The following is a 20,157-nucleotide window of genomic DNA, read 5'->3' on the forward strand; positions in this document are numbered from 1 at the left end:
GCGACGGCAAGCCCATGTCCCAGCAGATCCTCCCTTTCCCCAGGCAAGGAAATCACCATGACACGTGGAAACATGCCCGATGTTTTCTAAGCGATATTCCAATTCGCAGCGCGTTGGATTTGCCCGGCTGGTCGAAGACCATGTTCATATCGAGTCGAGCATCTCGAACCTGTTGAACGATTTGAAGGAAGAGCCTGCATCGCCTCACGACATCTCAGTACAGCTCGATGCCCTGGCCATCGTCATCCGCAAGCATCTGCGTGAAGAGTCCGATGTCATCCAGCATACACGCCTGGAAATATTACCCGATCCATGGCGAGAGACCTGGGTCGAGGGTGAGGCCGCTCTTCTACAGCTCAAGGCCGATTGGAGTGATTTCCTGGACCATTGGATCGAAAACCGTATCGCCGACGATATGTCGGGGTTTTCCGCCGCTGCGAGTTCGATCCTGGCCCGATTGAGCGATCGCGTCAAAACAGAAACAGAATGCTTTTACAAAACTGCCTTGTCGACAGGCAGTATCGAATACTGATCTCGAGGTCTTTGAATCCGGCTTCGATTGGCCGATCATCGACTTGATAAATCTTGCTTCGCTCGCGGCTGCCGTCGGACTGGCGACGGCCCACTACCACACCGTCGATAACGGGATCGTAGCGCTGTCACGTTCGTTGATCGCTACCGTTCATAGTGACGTGCTTCCCAAGGCTCTATAACTCAAAACGCGGGCTGAAGCTGGTGTGATCTTCCCCTTGGTCGCGTTGCACGATCTGCTTGGTAACATCGGCCGTTATCAGGCGATGATTAACGAGCGTCCGCTTCCGGGAGGCTGTCGCACTCGTACGAATGGCCGGTCGTGGGTCGAGCATTAGCGCGAGGACTATCTGCGCTGCGGGCCGTTGATAGGATAAGCGACGCGAAATCCAATATGTGAAGTTGAAAGGTCGTGTTCCTGTGCCTGATAGGCAGCCGGTCGAAAGTTGGCGCAGTAATTCATAGCGCAAAGGTAGCTGCCGCCCTTGACCAAGCCGACGTCCTGATTGCCTGCGACCCATTCCCAGACATTTCCGACCATGTCGTAAAGCCCCAGGTCGTTCGCCTCGAAGCATCCTACCGGCGCGATCCCGGCATAGCCGTCCTCGGCCGTGTCGCGCATGGGGAAGACGCCTTCCCAGACATTGGCTCTGGGCTTGCCGTGATCGAATGCCCAGTCAACCGGGTCGCGAGTGGCATTCTGATCGCCGCGCGCCGCTCGCTCCCATTGTTCGGTGGTGGGCAGCGCCCCGCCGGCCCAACGGGCATAGGCGGCGGCATCGTCGCGATCGACATGGACGACCGGCTCGTCCGCGCGGCCGGTCAGGTCACTGCCGGGTCCCTTGGGATGACGCCAATCCGCACCTTTCGTCCACCGCCACCAGCGCGCGGCATTGTCGAGGGAAACCGGCTCAGTCGGCGCGACGAACAGGGCCGAGGCACCCAGGCGTTCGGCCCGTGTCCGATATCCGGTCGCCGCCACGAAGGCCCCGAACTGGCGGTTGGTCACCTCATGCGCGTCGATCCGGAATGCCGCCACCCGGACCGGCCGTCCAGGGCGATCCGTGCCATCCTCGCCGAGCAGTACGATGCCCTCGACGACGGTGACGATGGCGTCCTTTGCGAGACAGCGATTCTCAGGTGGCGCCGCTCGCGCCCCTAGCTCGCCCGACGCGGCCAGCGCCAGAAGGAGTGACGCCCCGATCTTCATGGCCGTGCGGCCGGAGCGGGCGTCGCCTCGGCGTCGGCCGGTAGCGGAACGACGCCTTTGTCCTTGGCATAGCGGTCATAGACCGCCACGAGGCTGGCCAGCCGCGCGGGTTCCGCCGCCGCGAAATCCTTGGTTTCGCCGGGGTCTTTCGAGACGTTGAACAACTGCCACCGCCCCGTGCTGACCCCGCCGCGCGTGTAGCGATTGGTTGGTTTGGGCAGGAAGACGATCTTCCAATCGCCCTGGCGAAGCGCCCGGCGGAAGAAGAGTTCATAGCCAAGACTCTCGTCGGCGGATCTGACGAACCCCGTGCGTGAGCTCAGTACCGGGCGCAGGCTGTGTCCCTCATAGGGCAGGATAGCATGCCCCGCGAATTGGCTGGGTTGGCGCAGTCCGGCATAGTCGAGCAGGGTCGGGGCGACGTCGCGGACGTCCAGATTGGCGTTGGCGATCCGCCCGCCGCCGGTCACACCACGCCCCGCCGCAAAGGCGCTCACCCGGATGCCCCCCTCGGTCGTATAGCCCTTCACCAGCCAAGACGGCACCGAATTGGCCTGGGCCCAGCCCGGACCATAGCCGACATAGCTGGTCGGCTTGCCGATATTGTCCAGGCTGTTGTCGATGCCGAGCGCCTGTGCCGGGGGCAGGGCAGCATCGGGCGAGCCAACCTTGAAGCGGGGGCTGGGCGCTTCGATCACATTCCCCTCCGGGCCGTTATCGGCGAAGAACAGGATGATCGTGTTGTCGTAGCGGCCTTGTGCCTTCAGCGCGGCGATGACGCGGCCGACATTCTGGTCCATGCGATCGACCATGGCGGCATAGACCTCCATCTTGCGCGCCTCGACGGCGCGTTCGTCTGCGGTAAGCGACGCCCAAGGCTTGGCGAGTTCCAGGCTGTGCGGCACCGCATCGGCTGGTACGAGGCCGAGCGCCTTCTGCTTGGCCAGCCGCTCGGCACGCAGCGCCTCATAGCCTGCGTCATAGCGGCCCTTATATTTGGCGATCGTCTCCGCCGGTGCCTGGAGCGGCCAGTGCGGCGTCGTGAAGGGCAGATAGGCGAAGAAGGGGCGGCGATCCCCCACCTTGGCCGATGCGTCGAGATAGCCAATGAGCCGGTCGGCAAAATAATCCGCCGAATACTGCCCCTTGGGCAGGGCGGCTGGCTTGCCGTCGTCGCGATAGCTCGGCGCCAGCCCGGCCTTGGTCCAGGCCTCGTCCTGATCCGTGCCGAAATGGTTCGACAGACCCTGCAGCAAGGCGAAGCTGTGTTCGAACCCGCGCGCGGCGGGTTCTCGCTCGGGCGTCAGGCCCAGATGCCATTTGCCAGCCATCAGGGTCGCATAGCCACCGGCGTGCAGCAGTTCGGCGATCGAGGCGACGCGGTCGTTCAGATATCCCTCATAGCCCGGCTGACCTCGCGTCGCCGGTCCCAGCAGTTCTGCCATTGTGCCGAGCCCCGCTTCGTGATTGTCCACGCCGCTCATCAGCATCGAGCGGGTCGGCGAACAGGTCGGTGCCGTGTGAAAGCCGGTGAAACGGACCCCCGACAGGGCCAGGGCATCGAGATTGGGTGTCGCGATCTCGCCCCCGAAAGCGCCCAGGTCCGACCAACCGAGATCGTCGGCGACGATGATCAGGAAATTCGGGGCATCCTTTGGTGCCTTTTGCGGTTCGCTTACGGCGGAAGCCGGGGTTGCCGGAGCCGCAAGAGCCGGAGTGGCCGCGATCAGGGCCGAAGCGGCCACCGTCAGAAATCTCACGCCGATCATGTCTGCTCCCATTGTCGACGACCATGCGCGCGGTCGCACGCTCGGGATAAAGGTTGGCGGCGTCGCGACAATGATAATTTGCCTACTGGATCGATAGGAATTACTTCGTTCGCTTCATGAACGTCCTTTCATAGCCCTAGGCGGGCGGTCGCTGCCGCATGTTCGTCCCCGCCATGAAAGAATGTCCATGCCAATTTCGAGAGCTCTCCGCCGCCGCGCTCTATGGCTCGCCGGGGCGGTCATGCTGGCCGCGCCCGCCACCGCGCAGCTGACGCTGGTAGCCAATGAAGAGGACCGGGGAACGGCTGCCTCGGTCCCGGATAGCGGCGCGAGCGAGGACGTCCTGGTCACTGCACGCCGTCGGACGGAAAAAAGCCAGGACGTGCCGATCGCCATCAACGCCTTCGGCGCGGCGCAGATCGAGTCGACCCGGACCTTCAACCTGCGCGACCTGCAACAGCTGACCCCGAGCCTGGTCGTCACCAACACTAATCCCCGTAACACCAGCATCAATATTCGCGGGCTGGGCAACAATGTCGCGGTCTACAATGACGGACTGGAGCCCGCGGTGGGCGTCTATCTGGACGGCGTCTATCTGGCGCGACCGGGCCAGACCGTATTCGATCTTGCCGATCTGGAGCGCATCGAGGTGCTGCGCGGGCCGCAGGGCACGCTGTTCGGCAAAAACACCTCGGCGGGTGCGGTGGTGGTCACGACGCGACAACCGACCTTTGATTGGGAGGCGGGCGGGGATGCCAGTCTGGGCAATTACGACTTCCGCCAGCTCCATGCCTATGTCTCGGGTCCACTGACCGAGCAACTGGCGGCCCGGCTGTTCGTGTCGAAGACCGATCGTGACGGCTTTACTCGCAATCGCTTCGACGGACGATACGGCCAGGATTTTCACGATCTGAACCTGCGCGGTCAGCTGCTCTACAAGCCCAGTGACAGGCTGACCCTGCGGATCATCGGCGATTGGGGGCGGCAGGACAGTTTCACGGCCGGTAGCATCCTGCTGGGGGCCATCCGGAATTACGACAACGGCGCACTGTTCCCCAACAATTACTACGACCGATCCGCGCGGCTGGGCTATACGCCGGTCGCGGCGAACCCGGCGCTGCGGACGACCGACACCGATGCCGATCCACGCTACCGGATGAACCAGCACGGGGTGAACGTCACCACCGACTGGGATATCGGTCCCGCCACGCTGACCTCGGTCACGGCCTATCGCGCCTGGAACTGGTATCCCCATAATGACGGCGACGGCACCAGCATCGACGCAGGCGCTGACTTCCACCAGAGCAACGAGCAGCGGCAGGTCAGCCAGGAACTGCGCATCGCCTCCAATGGCGCGCGCCGCGTCGATTATGTGGCAGGCCTCTATTATCTCTATCAGTCGATCGAGGCGGAGGCGGTCAATCGCTATGGCAGTCGCGCGGCGGATTGGTTTCTGCCCCCGACCACCAACGCGGCCGTCGGCGCCGCAGCTCTAAACGACTATAATGTCGTCAGCCATTCGCGCCCCGTCACCGACAGTTATGCCGCCTTCGCCCAGACGATCTGGCATATCACCGGTGCCGTCGATCTGACGACCGGCCTGCGCTACACCTACGAAACCAAGTCCGGCTATTTCGATCAGGATGCCACCGGCGCATCGCTGGCCGGGCTGACGGCGGCGCAACAGGTGGCCGCCCAAGCGATTCGCGCGCGTTATGGCGTGAGGAATTTCTATACCGCGCGCACCGAGGCGGGGCGACTGTCAGGACAAGCCACGCTGTCCTGGAGGGTTGCAGCACCTGTGCTCGCCTATGCGACTTATGCGCGGGGCAACAAGTTCGGCGGGCTGAACCTGGCCAACATCACCACCACCGGCCAGTTCGCCGCCAATCCCGTCATCCGTCCAGAGACGATCGACAGTTATGAAGTCGGCGCGAAGACCAGCTGGGCGGACGGTCGGATCACCGCGAACGTCGCGGCCTTCTGGACCGACGTCAAAGACTATCAGACGACGATCGTCGATGTGGAGCGCAACGGCGTGAGCTTCTTCACCAACGCCGCCAAGGTACGTACGCGCGGCATCGAGGCGGACCTGCGCGCCGCGCCGACACGGTGGCTGACGGTGTATGGATCAGGCACCTATGACGATGCCCGCTACATCTCCTATGCCAATGCACCGTGCCCGATCGAGATCACGGGGCGGACATTATGCGATCTGAGCGGGCAACGTCTGCCCGGCGTCTCCCGCTGGGCCGCCTCGGCCGGGGGTGAGGTCCGCGCCCCTCTCCGCGCCCCTCTCGGCGTCAATTTCGGGCATGAGGCCGAGGTATATGCGGGCTCGGACTATAGCTATCGCTCCGCGACCAATAGCACGGCCAGCCTCAGCCGCTATTCGGATATCCCGGCTTATGCGCTGGTCAACCTGCGGTTCGGTATCAGAGCCGATGATGGCCGATACGACATCCAGTTCTGGGGGCGGAACGTAGCGAACTCGGCATATTATCTGTCCCTGGCCGCCAACAACACGGGCGCTGTCACCGCCACGCTGGGTGAACCCCGCACCTACGGACTTACCCTTCGAACCAAATGGTAGATAATCTTGTATACACTGCCCTGCGATCCTAATCCCGAGGCGTTCCCGTAAAAGTGGGCGAATATCGGCTCTTGGTACGAATCTTCGTTAAGCGTGTTAGCCAGAAGAGTCGTCTTTGCCCCACTTTCCGCCCTATGACGGCTGGACAAAACCGTTGATGCGGAGATGAACGAATGTCCGAAGTTCGGGCAAGCGAAACAGACGTCAAATGTCGCTTTATGGGTCAATTATCCCATGCTTGGCATAAGCGGATCGCCGCTAGGGGTATCTGCAGATGGCAGCGTATCAGTTGGAGTATCGGGCGGGGCAGCGGCCCGCATCTCGCTGGGTGCGCGCCGGCGTAAGCTCTCCCTCTCCGCCACGGACTGACGATTGCCCCGACAGAAGGGGCAAGGTCTTCCCATAACGGTAGATGACCCCGGATAGGCTCGGCTTCGTCGTGTGTCGCACATGGCGGCCCCTTGGCGGGCTGAGGGCAGGGGTTTCCCGGAACACGCATATCGCGTCGCGCATTGGCTCTCTTATAGGAGAGCGATCATGGCCGACCCGATCAAGCCGACGACCGAAACCCGTGACCCCAATCTGTCGACCGAGCATCAGCGCGATGGGGATGCACGGCGTCCCCGCGATACGCTCGACCGCGGCCAGCCGAGCACCGAGGGGCAGGACGCGCCGAAGCGGAAATCGTCGCTGACCTGAATTCTCGAAAACGGGGCAAAGGGACGCCCCGCTCATTCCGTAGTGACACAGTGCCTGAACGGGGCGCCGAGGACGTGCGGAAGCTCGACCTCGCACGCCCAATAACGTGCTTTCGTTACAAAAGCTGCGCCTTCCTTTGCGCCGGGCAAAAATAAAGCCGTCGGGAAGAATCACGGCCACCATGCCCGATGCGTGCCGGTGTCATGAAAATGACCCGAATATGTCACGGAAGTTTCTTTCAAAATGCATCTTCGCGTCATGAGACGCGCCTAACGCCCGGGACGAGATCGGCAGGGGGACTAGTCTTTGCGTCGGTCATCGGGCGGCGTTCGCCCGGCTTAGCAACGATAAGATCGGGAGTTTTTCGGCGATGGGCAGCTTCAAGCGCTTCGGCCTCATTCTCATGACCAGCTCGGCCTGTGCGGCCCTTTCCGCATGCGGCGGAGCCGACAGCGTCGCCTCGCCCGGCGCGGGCGAAATCGTGATCGTCCAGCCGACGCCGACGCCCGCCCCGTCGCCGACCCCGACGCCGACCGCCAACATCACCGCGGCGCAGTTCGCCGCCACCACCACGGTCAACGGCGTGTCGATCACCGCCGATGAGCAGCTGGCGATCGTCAACGCAGGCACGAACAACAACGTCAACGGCACCGGCGGCGCGTTGAACGGCATCTACCCGACCAGCAGCACCTCGCTGGTGACCGCGACCGACCCGTCGACGCTGAACAGCTTCTTCACCTCGACCAACTATGTCGGCGCGCTCAACGGTCCTTCGGACACCGCTTTCCAGGGCTGGACCTGCAACTCGACCTCGGCCGAATTCGGCGGTTCGGGCGCGCGCTGCACCGCGGTGCCCTCGATCGGCACCTATGCCGCGGCGACCTCGGTCTGCCCGACCGGCACCACCGATGACGGCACCAACAGCTCGTCCTCGCCGACGCTCCGCTACTGCCGCCTGCCGCAGACCATCACCGCCGACCTGACGCTGCCGAAGATCGCGGGCGTCGTGTACCGCCTGCGCGGCCAGACCGAAGTCGGCTCCGACCTGGGTTCGACCGGCGGCGCGGGCGTCACGCTGACCATCGCGCCGGGCGTCGTGATCGCGGCGGACTCGTCGGAGGCGACCAACGACCTGCTGCTCGTCAATCGCGGCTCGAAGATTTCGGCGGTCGGCACCCGCGACGCGCCGATCATCTTCACCTCGCAGCAGAACCTGGTGAGCAACGGCGTGTCCGACGCGACCCAGGGCCAGTGGGGCGGCATCATCCTGCTCGGCCGCGCGCCGACCGCCGTCTGCGCCACCGGCACCGGCCCGAACAACGCCGCCGGTTCCTCGACCACCTGCCAGCTGGCGATCGAGGGCGTCACGGGGCGCTTCTACGGCGGTGCGAACACGACCGACTCGTCGGGCCAGATGTCCTATGTCCAGATCCGCTATTCGGGCATCGCCATCTCGGACGGCAACGAGCTTCAGGGCCTCACCCTGGGCGGCACCGGTTCGGGCACGGTCCTGGATCATATCCAGAGCCACAATTCGGCCGATGACGGCATCGAGATATTCGGCGGCACGTCGAACCTGAAGTATATCGCGATCACCGGCGCGGACGATGACGGCTTCGACATCGACAATGGCTATCGCGGCTTCATGCAGTTCCTGATCGCGGCGCAGCGCACGCTCGGCGCGACGGCCGACAGCTTCTCGACCGAGATCGACTCGAACAACGCAGAAGAGCTGCTGCCGCGTACCTTCGGTCGCTATGCCAACTTCACCTTCATCCAGACCGCGCTGGCGCCCGCCGCGATCCGTCTGCGTGGCGGTGCCGACATGACCTTCGTCAACGGCATCGTGAAGGCGCCGACGAACGTCGCCTGCGTCAACCTGGTCGCGGGTGCCGGTTCGGGCGAGGATCGCACCACGATCCGCGCGGCGGGACGTGGCCCGACGGACAATAACGGACCGCAGGAAGCCGGCCCGCCGGTCTTCACCTCGGTCTATTTCAGCTGCAACGGCCGCTAAGGCCCCGCTGACCATGCGTCCGGCACCGTTCGGACGCTCTCGGCAGGCCGGGGTGGCGAACATCGCCGCCCCGGCTTTCCTCCATATCTGATACGGAAAGACCCGGCCATGCAGCGACGCCTCGCTTATGCCACGCTCCTTCTGCTGACCTCGCAACTCGTCGCGCCCGCCCTGCTGGCGCAGACGGCGGGCGGGGCGACACCAGCTCCGGCGCAGACCAGCACCACCGCGACCAGCCCCGACGGGCAGGCCACCCCACAGAGCCAGACCCCGACCGGCCAGGACGGCCAGGCGGCGGAAGAGCCGGTCGAAATCTCCGCCCCCGGCATGGATGCCACGGCGGGCAACGAGATCGTCGTGGTTGGCCGCAACATCCCCAACACCATCCGCGCCACGCCGCAGATCGTCTCGGTCCTGTCGGCCGCCGACATCGCGCGCACGGGTGAGGGCGACATTGCGGGCGCGCTGACCCGCGTGACCGGCCTGTCGGTCGTGGGCGGCGGGTTCGTCTATGTCCGGGGTCTAGGCGACCGTTACTCCTCGTCGCTGCTCAACGGCTCGCCCTTGCCCAGCCCCGAGCCGCTGCGCCGTTCGGTTCCGCTCGACATCTTCCCGACCACCATCGTCGGCTCGGCGCTGGTCCAGAAGACCTATTCGGTCAATTATCCCGGCGAGTTCGGCGGCGGCGTCATCAACCTGACGACCAAGGCGATCCCGGCGAAGAACTTCATCTCGGGCGGCTTCACCGTCGCGGCCGACGATGCGACGACCAGCGAGCTGGGCTATACCTATGCGGGCGGCAAGGCCGACTGGCTGGGCTTCGACGACGGCACGCGCGGCGTGCCGCAGTTCGTTCGCGACGTGCAGGCGGGCAAGGGTTCGGGTATCGTTCCCGCCGCGCAGGTGGCCCGGCTGTCCAACGCCTCGACCACCCTGCTCCAGCGCAACAATCAGCTGCCCGCCAATCTGTCGGGCGAGTTGTCGGCGGGTTCGGTGTTCGACATCGGCAGCGACCGCCTGGGCGTGATCTCGTCGCTCAGCCTGTCCAACACCTTCCGCACGCGCTCGGCGATCCAGCAGGACTCGGTGTCGGCGGACGGCACGATCCGCAACGATTTCCGCACGCTGCTGACCGACAACCGCATCGTCGCCAACGCGCTGGTCGGCCTGGGCTATGAGTTCGGCGACAACACGGTGCGCTGGACCAATGTCTATATCCACGACACGCTGAAGCAAGGGCGCGGATCGGCGGCCGAGGTCTACAACAATGCCAGCGGCCTGCGTTTCCAGCAGAACACCAACTGGTTCGAGCGTCAGCTGATCGAAAGCCAGCTGGTCGGTGAGTTCAAGCTGACCGACGCGCTGAAGTTCGACGCGCGCGGCGCCTTCGCCAATTCGAAGCGCAACGCGCCCTATGAGCGTCAGTTCGACTATCTCTGCTCGAACCGCACCACCACGGGCCTGCCGATCAACTATGACGGCGGCAACGGCGCGGGCGGGTTTCAGTGCAACGGCGCCTATCAGGTGACGCAGCGCTTCACCCCCTTCGCCTCGATCATCTTCTCGGAATTGAACGAGAATCTATATACCGGCCAGGCCGATCTTTCCTACAAGATCGACGGCGATCGCCCGATCACGTTGAGCACCGGCTATTTCTACCAGGGCACGGACCGCTATTCGAGCCGTATCCAGTTCAACTACCAGACCAGCGACGGTGCGGGCACCGCGCCGGGCTTCCCCTATAATCTGTACCGCCCCGACTATCTGCTGAGCCCGGGCGTCATCAACAATGCCTGTCCGTTGCGCGGGCAGGGGGCCTGTACGCTCCAGCTGCAATTCTCGACGCAAGCCGGTGCCTATGCGTACGACGCCAAGCTGAACGTCCATGCCGGTTACGTCCAGGCCGAGGCGGAGGTCGCCAACGGCCTGCGCGCGGTGGCGGGTGTCCGCTACGAGACGGCGGTCGAGACGGTCACGCCGGTGCAGAGCGCGACGACGCGGCTGAAGAACGATTACTTCCTGCCCGCCGGCACGCTGACCTGGAATTTCGCCGCCGACATGCAGCTGCGCGCGAGCGGCGCCAAGACGATCTCACGCCCGCAGTTCCGCGAGTTGGCGCCCCAGCAGTTCCGCGACCCGGACTCGGACCGCCTGTTCTTCGGCAATCCGAACCTGCGCGACAGTGAGCTGTGGAACCTCGAAGCGCGCTACGAATGGTTCTACGCGCGCGACCAGCGCTTCACGCTGGCGGGCTTCTACAAGCGGATCAAGAACCCGATCGAGCAGGTCGGCTTCTACACCGGCGCGGACGACCGCTTGCAGACGGGCTTTACCTATCTGCCCTCGGCGACGCTCTATGGCGCGGAAGTCGAGTTGCAGAAGTACGTGCCGCTGGCCGGGATCGGCGGCGACTTCTTCGCCACGCGCCGCCTCGTCGCGATCGCGAACTACACCTACACCAAGTCGCAGATCAATGCGGACGCCTCCTGCGTGCCCAACCCGGCGGCGGCGCAAGGCTCGCCGGGGCTGGCGGGCTGCGCCTCGGGCTTCGGTCCGGCGCGGCTGCTGTTCCGCGACGGCGCGTCGCTGACCGGCCAGTCGGACCATCTGGTCAATCTGCAACTGGGTATGGAGGACACGGCCGCACTGTCGCAGATCACGCTGCTGTTCAACTATGCCAGCAACCGCGTGACCAATCGCGGTCCGTCGAACCTGTCGGGCACGGGCTTCCAGCCCGACATCGTCGAAGTGCCGGGCATCCGCCTCGACCTCGTGGCGCGCCAGGGCTTCGAGCTGATGGGCGGCAAGTTCGAGCTGAAGGCCGAGGCCCGCAACCTGACCCGCACGCGCTACAACGAGCGGCAGGACTTCGGGAATGGCCGGTTCGTCTATCTGAACCGGTATAATCTGGGCCGCATATTCTCGCTGGGGATCAGCACGACCTTCTGATCCCCGCCGAAACTGTGAAGGGGCCGTCGTCCGGAAGAGCCGGGCGGCGGCCTTTTTGCGTTTTGGGGAGAGGTGGGGGCGTGGGCTTCGACTTCGCTCAGCCTGAACGGCTGAAGGGAATACTCTCTCACCTCCGTTCAGCCTGAGCAAAGTTGAAGGCCAAGGGGTGCCCTTGCCGCGCGCGTGGCGCGCCCTTCAACTACGCTCAGGGCGAACGGGGGGTGAAGACAGGGGATAGTCACCCCCGCCACGGCAACTCCCGATACCATTTGGTGATGACGTATTTCACGCCCGCCCGCACCTTCATCGCCTGATGCAGGGTGGCGGCATTGGTCGAGCCGTCCGCGCGCCGGTTGCTCCAGGCGACCATCTTGCCGGGTTCGGGCTGGATCATCTTGTCCACCACCTTGAACCGCGTCGCGCCGCCCGCTTCCGGCGTGTTCAGGTACAGCATCACCGTCCAGGTCCGGTTGCCCGACAGCGCGCAATAGCGGTGATAGTCCACCCCCCGGGGCTCGAAATAATCGGTATGCTGCTTGAATTCCTGGCCGACGGCATAACGCTGCCCCTGGATCGGCTCGCCATATTCGCCCGACAGGCCGGTCAGAATCGCGATGCGGCGTTCGGTGTCGATCACCGCCGGATCGTCGGCGGGCAGATCGCCCGTCTCGCTGGTGCGATAGGCATGGTCGCCATTGGCATCGGCGATGGTCGAGGGGCGGCGCACCGCATCGATTCGCGCGATCAGCGCCGCGCACAGTTCGGGCGGCAGCACGTCGCGCTTCATGAACAGCGTCAGCTTTGGATTGGGCAGCCGCTGGACACCCGGAGTCGCGGTCAGCCGCGCGATGATCGGGGTCTGATCCAGGCCATTGCCCAGCCCGGGCACGTCATCGTTCAAGGCTTGCATCCGGCTCTCCCATCCTGTCGCCCCAACCTGTCGTCTGCGTGAAACCGATATGACCAACATGTTTCAGGGCTTTGACGCCGTGCTGTAACATGCCATGCCTAGAGCCCGAAAATGCGTACGGGGTGGGTTTCATGCGGTTGAGGCTCGACGCGCGCGGACGTCGCTGGTTGCGACGCCTGCCGGTCGTGAATGTCTATTCGGTGGCCGAGCTGGCGCTGATGGCGGTCCTCGCCGTTCAGGGCGCACGGCTGCTATGGGTCATCGTCACCCCCGTCTCGCCGCTGGGCGAATGGCGGCCGCTGGCCCCCGCCATCGCGGGCTCTCCCGCCGCGATCCTCGAAGGCTTCGACCCGTTCTTCCGCCTGCAGGGGCAGCAGGCCGCGCCCGCCGCCGTCACCACGCTGCAACTGACGCTGTTCGGCACCCGGCTGGACGAGGCTTCGGGGCGCGGCTCGGCGATCCTGGCCGGGCCGGACGGGGTGCAACGCTCGGTGTCGGTCGGGGAGGAGATCCAGCCCGGCGTCACGCTGAAGGCGGTGGCCTTCGATCATATCACCATCGACCGCGGCGGTGCGACCGAGGACCTGTATCTCGACCAGTCCGATGCGCCGCCAGCCGCCGCCGCCGGCGTACCTGCTTCCGGCGCGCCGCCCGTGCAAGCGCCCGGATCGGTGCCTCCGGCCGGCGGCGTGGCGATCGGCCAGTTGCGCAGCGACATCGGCTTCATTCCCCGGCTCGACGGCGGGCGCGTCTCGGGGCTGGTCGTCCGGCCGATGGGCTCGGGCGCGGCGTTCCGTGCGGCAGGCCTGCGCGAGGGCGATATCGTCACCGCGCTCGGCGGGCGTCCGGTGACGGGGCCGGGCGATCTTGACCGTCTTGCGGCGGATTTCGCACAGGGCGGTTCTCTTTCCATCACGGTCGAGCGGGGCGATCAGACGCTGCCGCTCTCCCTTCAGATTGCGGCACCACGGCCATGAAGAAGCTCGTCCTCGGTTCGGTTCTGGCGCTGGCATTGGCGGCGGGCGCACATGCCCAGACCACGCTCAACGTTCGTGATGCCGATATCCGCGCCTTCATCGCCGATGCCGCCAAGGTGACGGGGCGCACCTTCATCATCGACAGCCGGGTCAACGGCAAGGTGACGGTCGTGACCGACCGGCCGCTGTCCAGATCCGAATATTTCGAGATTTTCCTGTCGACGCTCCGCTCCAACGGGCTGGTCGCGGTGCCGACCTCGGGCGGGGCGTTCCGGGTGCAGCCGGTGGACAATGCCGCGTCGCAGCCGAGCCGGATCGGATCGGCGGGCGCGAACCGCAACGCCTATGTCACCGAGATCATCCGCCTCCGCGCGATCGACGCGAACAGCGCACTGGAAACGGTGCGTCCGCTGGTCAGCGCGCAAGGGTCGGTGACGGCCAACCGGGCGGGCAACAGCCTGGTCGTGGTCGACTTCGCCGACAATATCCGCCGCATCCGCGAGGTCGTCCGCCGGATCGACGCCGACAATGCCTCGACCCGCGTCATCGCGCTGCGCAATGCGGGTGCGCGCGAGATCGCGACCGCGCTGCAGACGCTGGCGGGCGGCGGAGGCGGCGCGGGGCAGGGCGGTGCCCCCGCGCAAGGATCGACCGGCGTATCGGTCGTCGCCATCGACAGCTCCAATTCGATCGCACTGCGCGGCGATCCGTCGAGCGTGGCGCGCTTTGCCCAGATCGCGATCGATCTGGACAACAAGGCGAAGAGCGGCACCGAAATCCGCGTCGTTTTCCTCGAAAACGCCGATGCCGAGCAGCTTCTGCCCGTGCTTCAGCAGCTGGTCGGGCAGACGCCCGATCCGGTGCAGGAAACCACCCTGTCGCGCGGCAGCTTCACCCAGACCAATGCGCAGGCAGGCTCAGCTGCGGGCACGTCCATCGCCCAGCGTATCCAGCCGGTCGCCCAGCCCCAGGCTGCGAGTGCACCCGGTGCGGGCGGCCAGAACGGCCAGCAACCCGCGATCAGCACGCAAGGCGGCCGGACCGCGGCGGTCGTCACCCGCTTCACCGGTGCGAATGCGATCGTCATCGCCGGGCCTGCGGATATCCAGCGCCAGATCGGCGAGGTCATCCGCCAGCTCGACGTGCGCCGTGAGCAGGTGCTGATCGAGGCGATCGTCGCCGAAGTCTCCGACCAGACCGCTCGGCGGCTGGGTGCGCAGTTCCTGATCGGCAGCCTGTCGGGGGGCGCGTTCGCCGCCTCGACCTATGGGAATACCGCGCCCAACATCCTGCAGATCGCGGGCGCGGTGGGCGCGAACACGATCGGCGGCACGACGACGACCGTCGTCGCCCCCGACGGCACCCGCACCACGACCAATGTCCCCAACCAGGCCTATAGCCAGCTCACCCAGTCGGCGGTGCAGTCGATCCTGGGCACGACGGGCGGCTTTGCGGGCTGGGGTGGCAAGATCGGCGACACGGTGTTCGGCGCGATCATCAACGCGGTGAAGAGCGACACCACCTCCAACCTGCTCCAGGTGCCGCACATCATCACGCTGGACAACCAGCAGGCGCACAGCCTGGTGGGCCAGGAAATCCCGATCACGACCGGCCAGGCACTGTCGCCCAATTTCGACAATGCCTTCCGCACCGTGCAGCGCCAGAATGTCGGCATCCAGCTGGACGTGAAGCCGCAGGTCAATGCGGGCGGCTCGCTGAAACTCTATGTCCGCCTCGAGGTCAGCTCGATCGCCGGGCCGGTGTCGAGCAACAACAGCGAGTTGATCCTCAACAAGCGCGCGTTCGAGAATGTCTTCACCCCCGATGACGGCCAGATCACCGTCATCGGCGGTCTGCTCGACGATAACGAGCGCCGCACGATCGAGAAGATTCCGCTGCTCGGCGACATTCCGGGTCTGGGCGCGCTGTTCCGCTCCAAGGCGCGCAGCCGGTCGAAGACGAACCTGATGGTCTTCATCCGCCCGACGATCCTGCGCACGCCCGAGGACAGCCGCCGCGTCACCGAACAGCGTTATGGCTATCTCCGTCAGCTTCAGGGCTATGCCCAGCCCGGCGTCGAGCCGTCGATCGACGAGCTGGTCCGCGATTACATGAACGCGGCGCCGCCGATCCCGCACGCACCGATGCCCGGCAATATCGAGGACCCGCGCATCGCCGTCCCCGTCGCCAAGTCGGTCGAACCGATCAAGCGCCGTGACTGACGACGCGCAGCCCCTCCCCACGGGCGACACCGTCCCCCTGCCGCTGGGCACGCCCCTCCCGCAGGCGGAAGGGGATGGGGGAGGGCCGCACGCTCTCCCGCTCCCCACGCCCGACGAAGCGCTGGAACTGGTCGCTCCGCTGACCATCCCCTACGCCTTCGCCCGCAAGTTCGGCACGGTCGTCCACACCGCAGACCCGCTGACCATCGCGCTTCGCGAAGGTGCGGACCCGCGCGCGCTGATCGAGCTGCGCCGCCATATCGGCCGCCCCTTCGCCATCGCGCGCGTGGAAGGCCCCGCCTTCGACCGTCTGCTGTCCGACGCCTATGCGATGGACGGACAGGCGACCGCGATCGCGGCGGTCGGCATGGGCGACGAGCTGGACATGCTGGCCGACGGCATCCCGACCGCTGAGGATCTGCTCGACACCGCCGATGATGCGCCCGCCATCCGGCTCATCAACGGCATCATCGCCGACGCCGCGCGCAACGGCGTGTCGGACATTCACATCGAGCCCTATGAAACGGGCCTCGTCGTTCGGATGCGCATCGACGGTGTCCTGCGCGAGACGCTGCGCATGCCGCCGCATGTCGCGCCGGTGGTGGTCAGCCGTATCAAGGTCATGGCCCGGCTCGACATCGCCGAGCGGCGCGTGCCGCAGGACGGGCGCATGGCGCTGACCCTGGGCGGCAAGCTGCTCGACGTCCGCGTGTCGACGCTGCCCAGCCGGGCGGGGGAGCGCGTGGTGCTGCGTATTCTCGACAAGGAGAATGCGGGCATCGACCTCGACGCGCTGGGAATGAACCCGGCGATGTATGCGCTGCTGCGCGAGGCGCTGAGCGAACCCAACGGCATCATCCTGGTCACCGGGCCGACCGGTTCGGGCAAGACGACCAGTCTGTACGCGGCGCTGCGCCTGCTGAACGATGGCAGCCGCAACATCCTGACCGTCGAGGACCCGGTCGAATATGCGGTCGAGGGGGTGGGACAGACCCAGGTCAACGCCAAGGTCGGCCTGACCTTCGCGGCGGGCTTGCGCGCGATCCTGCGCCAGGACCCGGACGTGGTGATGGTCGGCGAAATCCGCGACCGCGAAACGGCCGAGATCGCGGTGCAGGCCTCGCTGACCGGGCACCTCGTGCTGTCGACCGTCCACACCAACGACGCGGTGGGTGCGATCACCCGGATGCGCGACATGAAGGTCGAGCCGTTCCTGCTCGCCTCGACCTTGCGCGCCGTGATCGCGCAGCGGCTGGTGCGGCGACTGTGCCCGGCGTGCCGGCGCCCGGTCGAGGCAAAGGAAACCGTCGCGCCGCTGCTCGGCATCGATGTCCATGCCACCGTGTACGAGGCGGTCGGCTGTCCGCAATGCAACGGCAGCGGCTATAAGGGGCGGACCGGCGTCTATGAAGCGGTGCGCGTCGACGACACCATCCGGCGGCTGATCAACGAAGGCGGCGACGAACAGGCGATCGCCGCGCACGCCTTTGCCAAGCAACAGCCGCTGGCGGCGGTGGCGCGGACGCTGGTGCTGGACGGCGTGACCACGGCGGAGGAAGCCATCCGCGTGTCCCGCCGCGACTCCGACGCGGGGTGAGGGTGGTGCGTTCCCGCTCCACATACCGCACCACCCCGGCGAAGGACAGGGGCCAGTTGCCATGCCGTTTGTGGTTGGGAATGGACGGCCGTCCGAAGGTCATGAGTTCACGCGGAGACGCGGAGACGCGGAGAGAAAATGAGTTCGCGCAGAGGCGCAGAGGACGCAGAGGGGGCGTACCCGCCGCGCCAGCGGCCCTCTTGCCTTGGCCCGTTACAGATGCAGTGCGCTGCCGCGCACAAGTCATCTCTGCGCCCTCCGCGCCTCTGCGCGAACACTCCCTTCTTCTCTGCGTCTCCGCGTCTCCGCGTGAGAAAAACTTTCCCTCCGATACCCCGCTTATGAATCGGCATCGCGACTGGACCCCGGCCTTCGCCGGGGTGGTGCCCGTTGATGGGGCAAGGCGCTGACATGGCCGGGTTCGACTATGTCGCCATCGATACCAAGGGTGTGGAGAAGCGCGGCTTCATCCCGGCTGAGACCGGCGAGGCCGCCCGTGCCGCGCTGGAGAAGCAGCGGCTTTATGTCGTCTCGGTCAAGCCGGGCAGCGGCGACACGGCCGAGCGGCGGCCGCTCTTCGGGCTGAAGCTGGGCCGCGCGCGCATGTCGGTCAAGCAGCTGACGCTGTTCACCCGCCAGCTCGCTACGCTCAACCGCGTCTCGCCGCTGGAGGAGTCCCTGCGCACCATCACCCGCCAGACCGAGCAAGAGCGGGTGCGCGCGATCGTCGCGACGGTGCATCAGGGTGTCACCGAAGGCCGTCGCCTGGCCGATGCGATGGCGCGCGAGCCGAAGAGCTTCCCGCCGCTCTACCGCGCGATGGTCGCGGCGGGCGAGAGTTCGGGCACGCTGCCGACCATCCTCGAACGGCTGGCGGCCTTGCTCGAACGACAGGCGGAGATTCGCGGCAAGCTGATCACTGCACTCGCCTATCCGACGATCCTCGCGGTCGTCGCGCTGGGCGTCGTCACCGCGCTGATGATGTTCGTCGTGCCGCAGGTGGTCGAGCAGTTCGATACGGTCGGGCAGGAGCTGCCCTTCCTGACGCGCATGGTCATCGCCGTGTCGGACCTGCTGGTCGGCTGGTGGTGGCTGATGGCGGGGATCGTCGTTATCGCGGGGGTCGGTTTCTGGCGTGCGCTGAAGGTGCCGTCGATCCGGCTGTCCTTCGACACCTGGCTGCTCAAGCTGCCGCTGCTGGGCCGGTTGCTGCGCGATCTGCACGCGGCGCGGATGGCGCGGACGCTGGGGACGATGGTGGCGAGCCGGTTGCCGTTGCTGGAGGGGCTGACGCTCACGGCGGGGACGATCCACAACCGCCGCCTGCGCGTGGCGTCCGACGCCATCGTCGATTCGATCCGGGGCGGCGGCAGCCTGTCGGCCGCCATGCGGCGGGCCGGGGTGTTTCCGCCCCTGCTCACCTATCTGGCCGCCAGCGGCGAGGCGGCGGGGCGGCTGGACGAGATGCTGGAGCGCGCCGCCGATTATCTGGAGCGAGAGTTCGACCGCTTCACCGCCACCGCCCTGTCGCTGCTGGAGCCCGCGATCATCGTCGTGATGGGCGGCGTGGTCGCGACGATCGTGCTATCCATCCTGCTGCCCATCCTCCAGTTGAATACGCTGGCGGGTCAATGAGACGAGAGGACATGTTGATGCGTACCCCCACCCCACGGCGGATTCGCCGCAAACGCCCGGCGAACGGTTTCACGCTCGTGGAACTCATGGTCGTCATCGTCATCATCGGCCTGCTGGCGACGATCGTGGCGCTGAACGTGCTCCCCTCGGGCGACACGGCCAAGATTCAGAAGGCCAAGGCGGATATCGCGAACATCGAGACGGGGCTGGAGATGTACAAGCTCCAGAACCTGACTTTCCCGACCACGGCGCAGGGGTTGCCCGCGCTGGTGTCGATGCCCGCCGGGCTTGCCGATCCGTCGCGCTATCAAAAGGGTGGCTATCTGAAGAAGCTGCCCGACGATCCCTGGGGTCGCCCGTATCTCTATGCCTCTCCCGGCCAGCATGGCGAGGCGGATATCTGGACGTACGGCGCCGACGGCAAGGAAGGCGGCGAAGGCGTCAACGCGGATATCGGCAACTGGGATAAGTGAGGTTTCGGGCGCGCCTGGATGCCGGGGACGGCGGCGGGCGGGGCCTGCCTGAGGGACTCTCTCCAACCTCCGTTCAGGCTGAGCGAAGGCGAAGCCCATGCACTTCGACTTCGCTCGGTGCGAACGGAGCGGGGGAGCGGGGCTTCACCCTGGTCGAACTGATGATCGTCATCACCGTGATCGGCCTGGCCTCGGCGGTGGCGGCGTTGTCGCTGCCCGACCGGCGTGGCCGCGTGACCGACGAGGCGCTGAAATTCGCCGCCCGCGTCCGCGCCGCGCATGACGTGGCGGTGGTCGAGGCGTCGCCGATCAGCATCTGGGTCACGCGCGGCGGCTATGGCTTCGATCGGCGGGCGGACGGTGCCTGGACCCCGATGACCGCCAAGCCCCTGCGCGTCGCCCAGTGGGAGGACGGCACCCAGGCGATGATCCCCGATGCGAGCGGCCGGGTGCGGATCACCTTCGACGTGACGGGGCTCGCCGACCGCCCGGTCGAACTGCGCCTGACCCGCGAGCGCGCGAGCAGCATCGTGCGGATCGGTGCGGACGGCACGGTGCGTGTCGATGGGTGAGGG

The 20,157-nt window shown here is 66.0% G+C and carries 14 protein-coding genes; 11 read left to right on the forward strand and 3 right to left on the reverse strand.

What is annotated here, in order from left to right; genetic code table 11:
• Window positions 1-79 precede the first annotated feature (79 nt).
• Entirely contained in the window at window positions 80-532 is a 453-nt protein-coding gene (locus NS355_RS06590; RefSeq protein WP_058744981.1) for a hypothetical protein, read from the forward strand.
• A 345-nt stretch (window positions 533-877) separates the two neighbouring features.
• Here NS355_RS06590 and NS355_RS06595 read toward each other — a convergent pair whose 3' ends face one another.
• On the reverse strand, window positions 878-1,741 hold the full coding sequence (locus NS355_RS06595) for an SUMF1/EgtB/PvdO family nonheme iron enzyme (protein ID WP_058744982.1): 864 nt from the start codon (window positions 1,739-1,741) through the stop codon (window positions 878-880).
• Complete coding sequence (locus NS355_RS06600; protein WP_058744983.1) at window positions 1,738-3,510, reverse strand: arylsulfatase; 1,773 nt, start codon at window positions 3,508-3,510, stop codon at window positions 1,738-1,740. The genes NS355_RS06595 and NS355_RS06600 overlap by 4 nt, the downstream gene beginning before the upstream one ends.
• Window positions 3,511-3,697: 187 nt before the next feature.
• Between NS355_RS06600 and NS355_RS06605 the strand changes: the two genes are divergently transcribed.
• From NS355_RS06605 to NS355_RS06615, 4 genes are all read left to right on the forward strand, one after another.
• Window positions 3,698-6,103, forward strand: coding sequence for a TonB-dependent receptor (locus tag NS355_RS06605; RefSeq protein ID WP_058744984.1), 2,406 nt, complete (start codon window positions 3,698-3,700; stop codon window positions 6,101-6,103).
• Between the two features lie 537 nt (window positions 6,104-6,640).
• Entirely contained in the window at window positions 6,641-6,802 is a 162-nt protein-coding gene (locus NS355_RS18950; protein WP_167345417.1) for a hypothetical protein, read from the forward strand.
• Between the two features lie 370 nt (window positions 6,803-7,172).
• Complete coding sequence (locus tag NS355_RS06610; RefSeq protein WP_058744985.1) at window positions 7,173-8,819, forward strand: hypothetical protein; 1,647 nt, start codon at window positions 7,173-7,175, stop codon at window positions 8,817-8,819.
• 108 nt (window positions 8,820-8,927) lie between these two features.
• Complete coding sequence (locus NS355_RS06615) at window positions 8,928-11,768, forward strand: TonB-dependent receptor domain-containing protein (RefSeq protein WP_058744986.1); 2,841 nt, start codon at window positions 8,928-8,930, stop codon at window positions 11,766-11,768.
• A 238-nt stretch (window positions 11,769-12,006) separates the two neighbouring features.
• Here NS355_RS06615 and NS355_RS06620 read toward each other — a convergent pair whose 3' ends face one another.
• Window positions 12,007-12,678 (reverse strand): prolyl hydroxylase family protein, encoded by a 672-nt coding sequence (locus NS355_RS06620; RefSeq protein ID WP_058744987.1) that lies wholly within the window; start codon window positions 12,676-12,678, stop codon window positions 12,007-12,009.
• Between the two features lie 131 nt (window positions 12,679-12,809).
• Here NS355_RS06620 and NS355_RS06625 point away from each other — a divergent pair, with 131 nt between their 5' ends.
• The 6 genes from NS355_RS06625 (at window position 12,810) to NS355_RS06650 (ending at window position 20,154) form a co-directional block, all read left to right on the forward strand.
• On the forward strand, window positions 12,810-13,655 hold the full coding sequence (locus NS355_RS06625) for a type II secretion system protein N (RefSeq protein ID WP_058744988.1): 846 nt from the start codon (window positions 12,810-12,812) through the stop codon (window positions 13,653-13,655).
• Complete coding sequence (gspD, locus tag NS355_RS06630) at window positions 13,652-15,877, forward strand: type II secretion system secretin GspD (RefSeq protein WP_058744989.1); 2,226 nt, start codon at window positions 13,652-13,654, stop codon at window positions 15,875-15,877. The genes NS355_RS06625 and gspD overlap by 4 nt, the downstream gene beginning before the upstream one ends.
• A gap of 121 nt (window positions 15,878-15,998) precedes the next feature.
• Window positions 15,999-17,474: a type II secretion system ATPase GspE gene (gene gspE, locus NS355_RS06635; RefSeq protein WP_084787618.1), complete on the forward strand. Its 1,476-nt coding sequence runs from the start codon at window positions 15,999-16,001 to the stop codon at window positions 17,472-17,474.
• A gap of 411 nt (window positions 17,475-17,885) precedes the next feature.
• On the forward strand, window positions 17,886-19,109 hold the full coding sequence (gene gspF, locus NS355_RS06640; protein ID WP_058744990.1) for a type II secretion system inner membrane protein GspF: 1,224 nt from the start codon (window positions 17,886-17,888) through the stop codon (window positions 19,107-19,109).
• A gap of 17 nt (window positions 19,110-19,126) precedes the next feature.
• The gene (gspG, locus tag NS355_RS06645) at window positions 19,127-19,582 is read left to right on the forward strand and encodes a type II secretion system major pseudopilin GspG (protein WP_084787620.1); all 456 of its coding nucleotides are present in this window, start codon (window positions 19,127-19,129) and stop codon (window positions 19,580-19,582) included.
• Window positions 19,579-20,154, forward strand: coding sequence for a GspH/FimT family pseudopilin (locus NS355_RS06650; RefSeq protein ID WP_345938796.1), 576 nt, complete (start codon window positions 19,579-19,581; stop codon window positions 20,152-20,154). The genes gspG and NS355_RS06650 overlap by 4 nt, the downstream gene beginning before the upstream one ends.
• The last annotated feature ends 3 nt before the right edge of the window (window positions 20,155-20,157 follow it).

The sequence above is a fragment of the Sphingomonas yabuuchiae genome, assembly GCF_001477495.1.
In the GTDB taxonomy this organism is placed as follows: Bacteria; Pseudomonadota; Alphaproteobacteria; order Sphingomonadales; family Sphingomonadaceae; genus Sphingomonas; species Sphingomonas yabuuchiae_A.

Bases quoted from the DNA above. Each gene is read 5' to 3' on its own strand.
- NS355_RS06620 (WP_058744987.1), bottom strand. From the start codon at position 12,678: ATGCAAGCCTTGAACGATGACGTGCCCGGGCTGGGCAATGGCCTGGAT.
- NS355_RS06605 (WP_058744984.1), top strand. From the start codon at position 3,698: ATGCCAATTTCGAGAGCTCTCCGCCGCCGCGCTCTATGGCTCGCCGGG.
- NS355_RS06625 (WP_058744988.1), top strand. From the start codon at position 12,810: ATGCGGTTGAGGCTCGACGCGCGCGGACGTCGCTGGTTGCGACGCCTG.
- NS355_RS06590 (WP_058744981.1), top strand. From the start codon at position 80: ATGTTTTCTAAGCGATATTCCAATTCGCAGCGCGTTGGATTTGCCCGG.
- NS355_RS06615 (WP_058744986.1), top strand. From the start codon at position 8,928: ATGCAGCGACGCCTCGCTTATGCCACGCTCCTTCTGCTGACCTCGCAA.
- gspG (WP_084787620.1), top strand. From the start codon at position 19,127: ATGCGTACCCCCACCCCACGGCGGATTCGCCGCAAACGCCCGGCGAAC.
- gspF (WP_058744990.1), top strand. From the start codon at position 17,886: ATGGCCGGGTTCGACTATGTCGCCATCGATACCAAGGGTGTGGAGAAG.
- gspD (WP_058744989.1), top strand. From the start codon at position 13,652: ATGAAGAAGCTCGTCCTCGGTTCGGTTCTGGCGCTGGCATTGGCGGCG.
- NS355_RS06610 (WP_058744985.1), top strand. From the start codon at position 7,173: ATGGGCAGCTTCAAGCGCTTCGGCCTCATTCTCATGACCAGCTCGGCC.
- NS355_RS18950 (WP_167345417.1), top strand. From the start codon at position 6,641: ATGGCCGACCCGATCAAGCCGACGACCGAAACCCGTGACCCCAATCTG.
- NS355_RS06595 (WP_058744982.1), bottom strand. From the start codon at position 1,741: ATGAAGATCGGGGCGTCACTCCTTCTGGCGCTGGCCGCGTCGGGCGAG.
- NS355_RS06600 (WP_058744983.1), bottom strand. From the start codon at position 3,510: ATGATCGGCGTGAGATTTCTGACGGTGGCCGCTTCGGCCCTGATCGCG.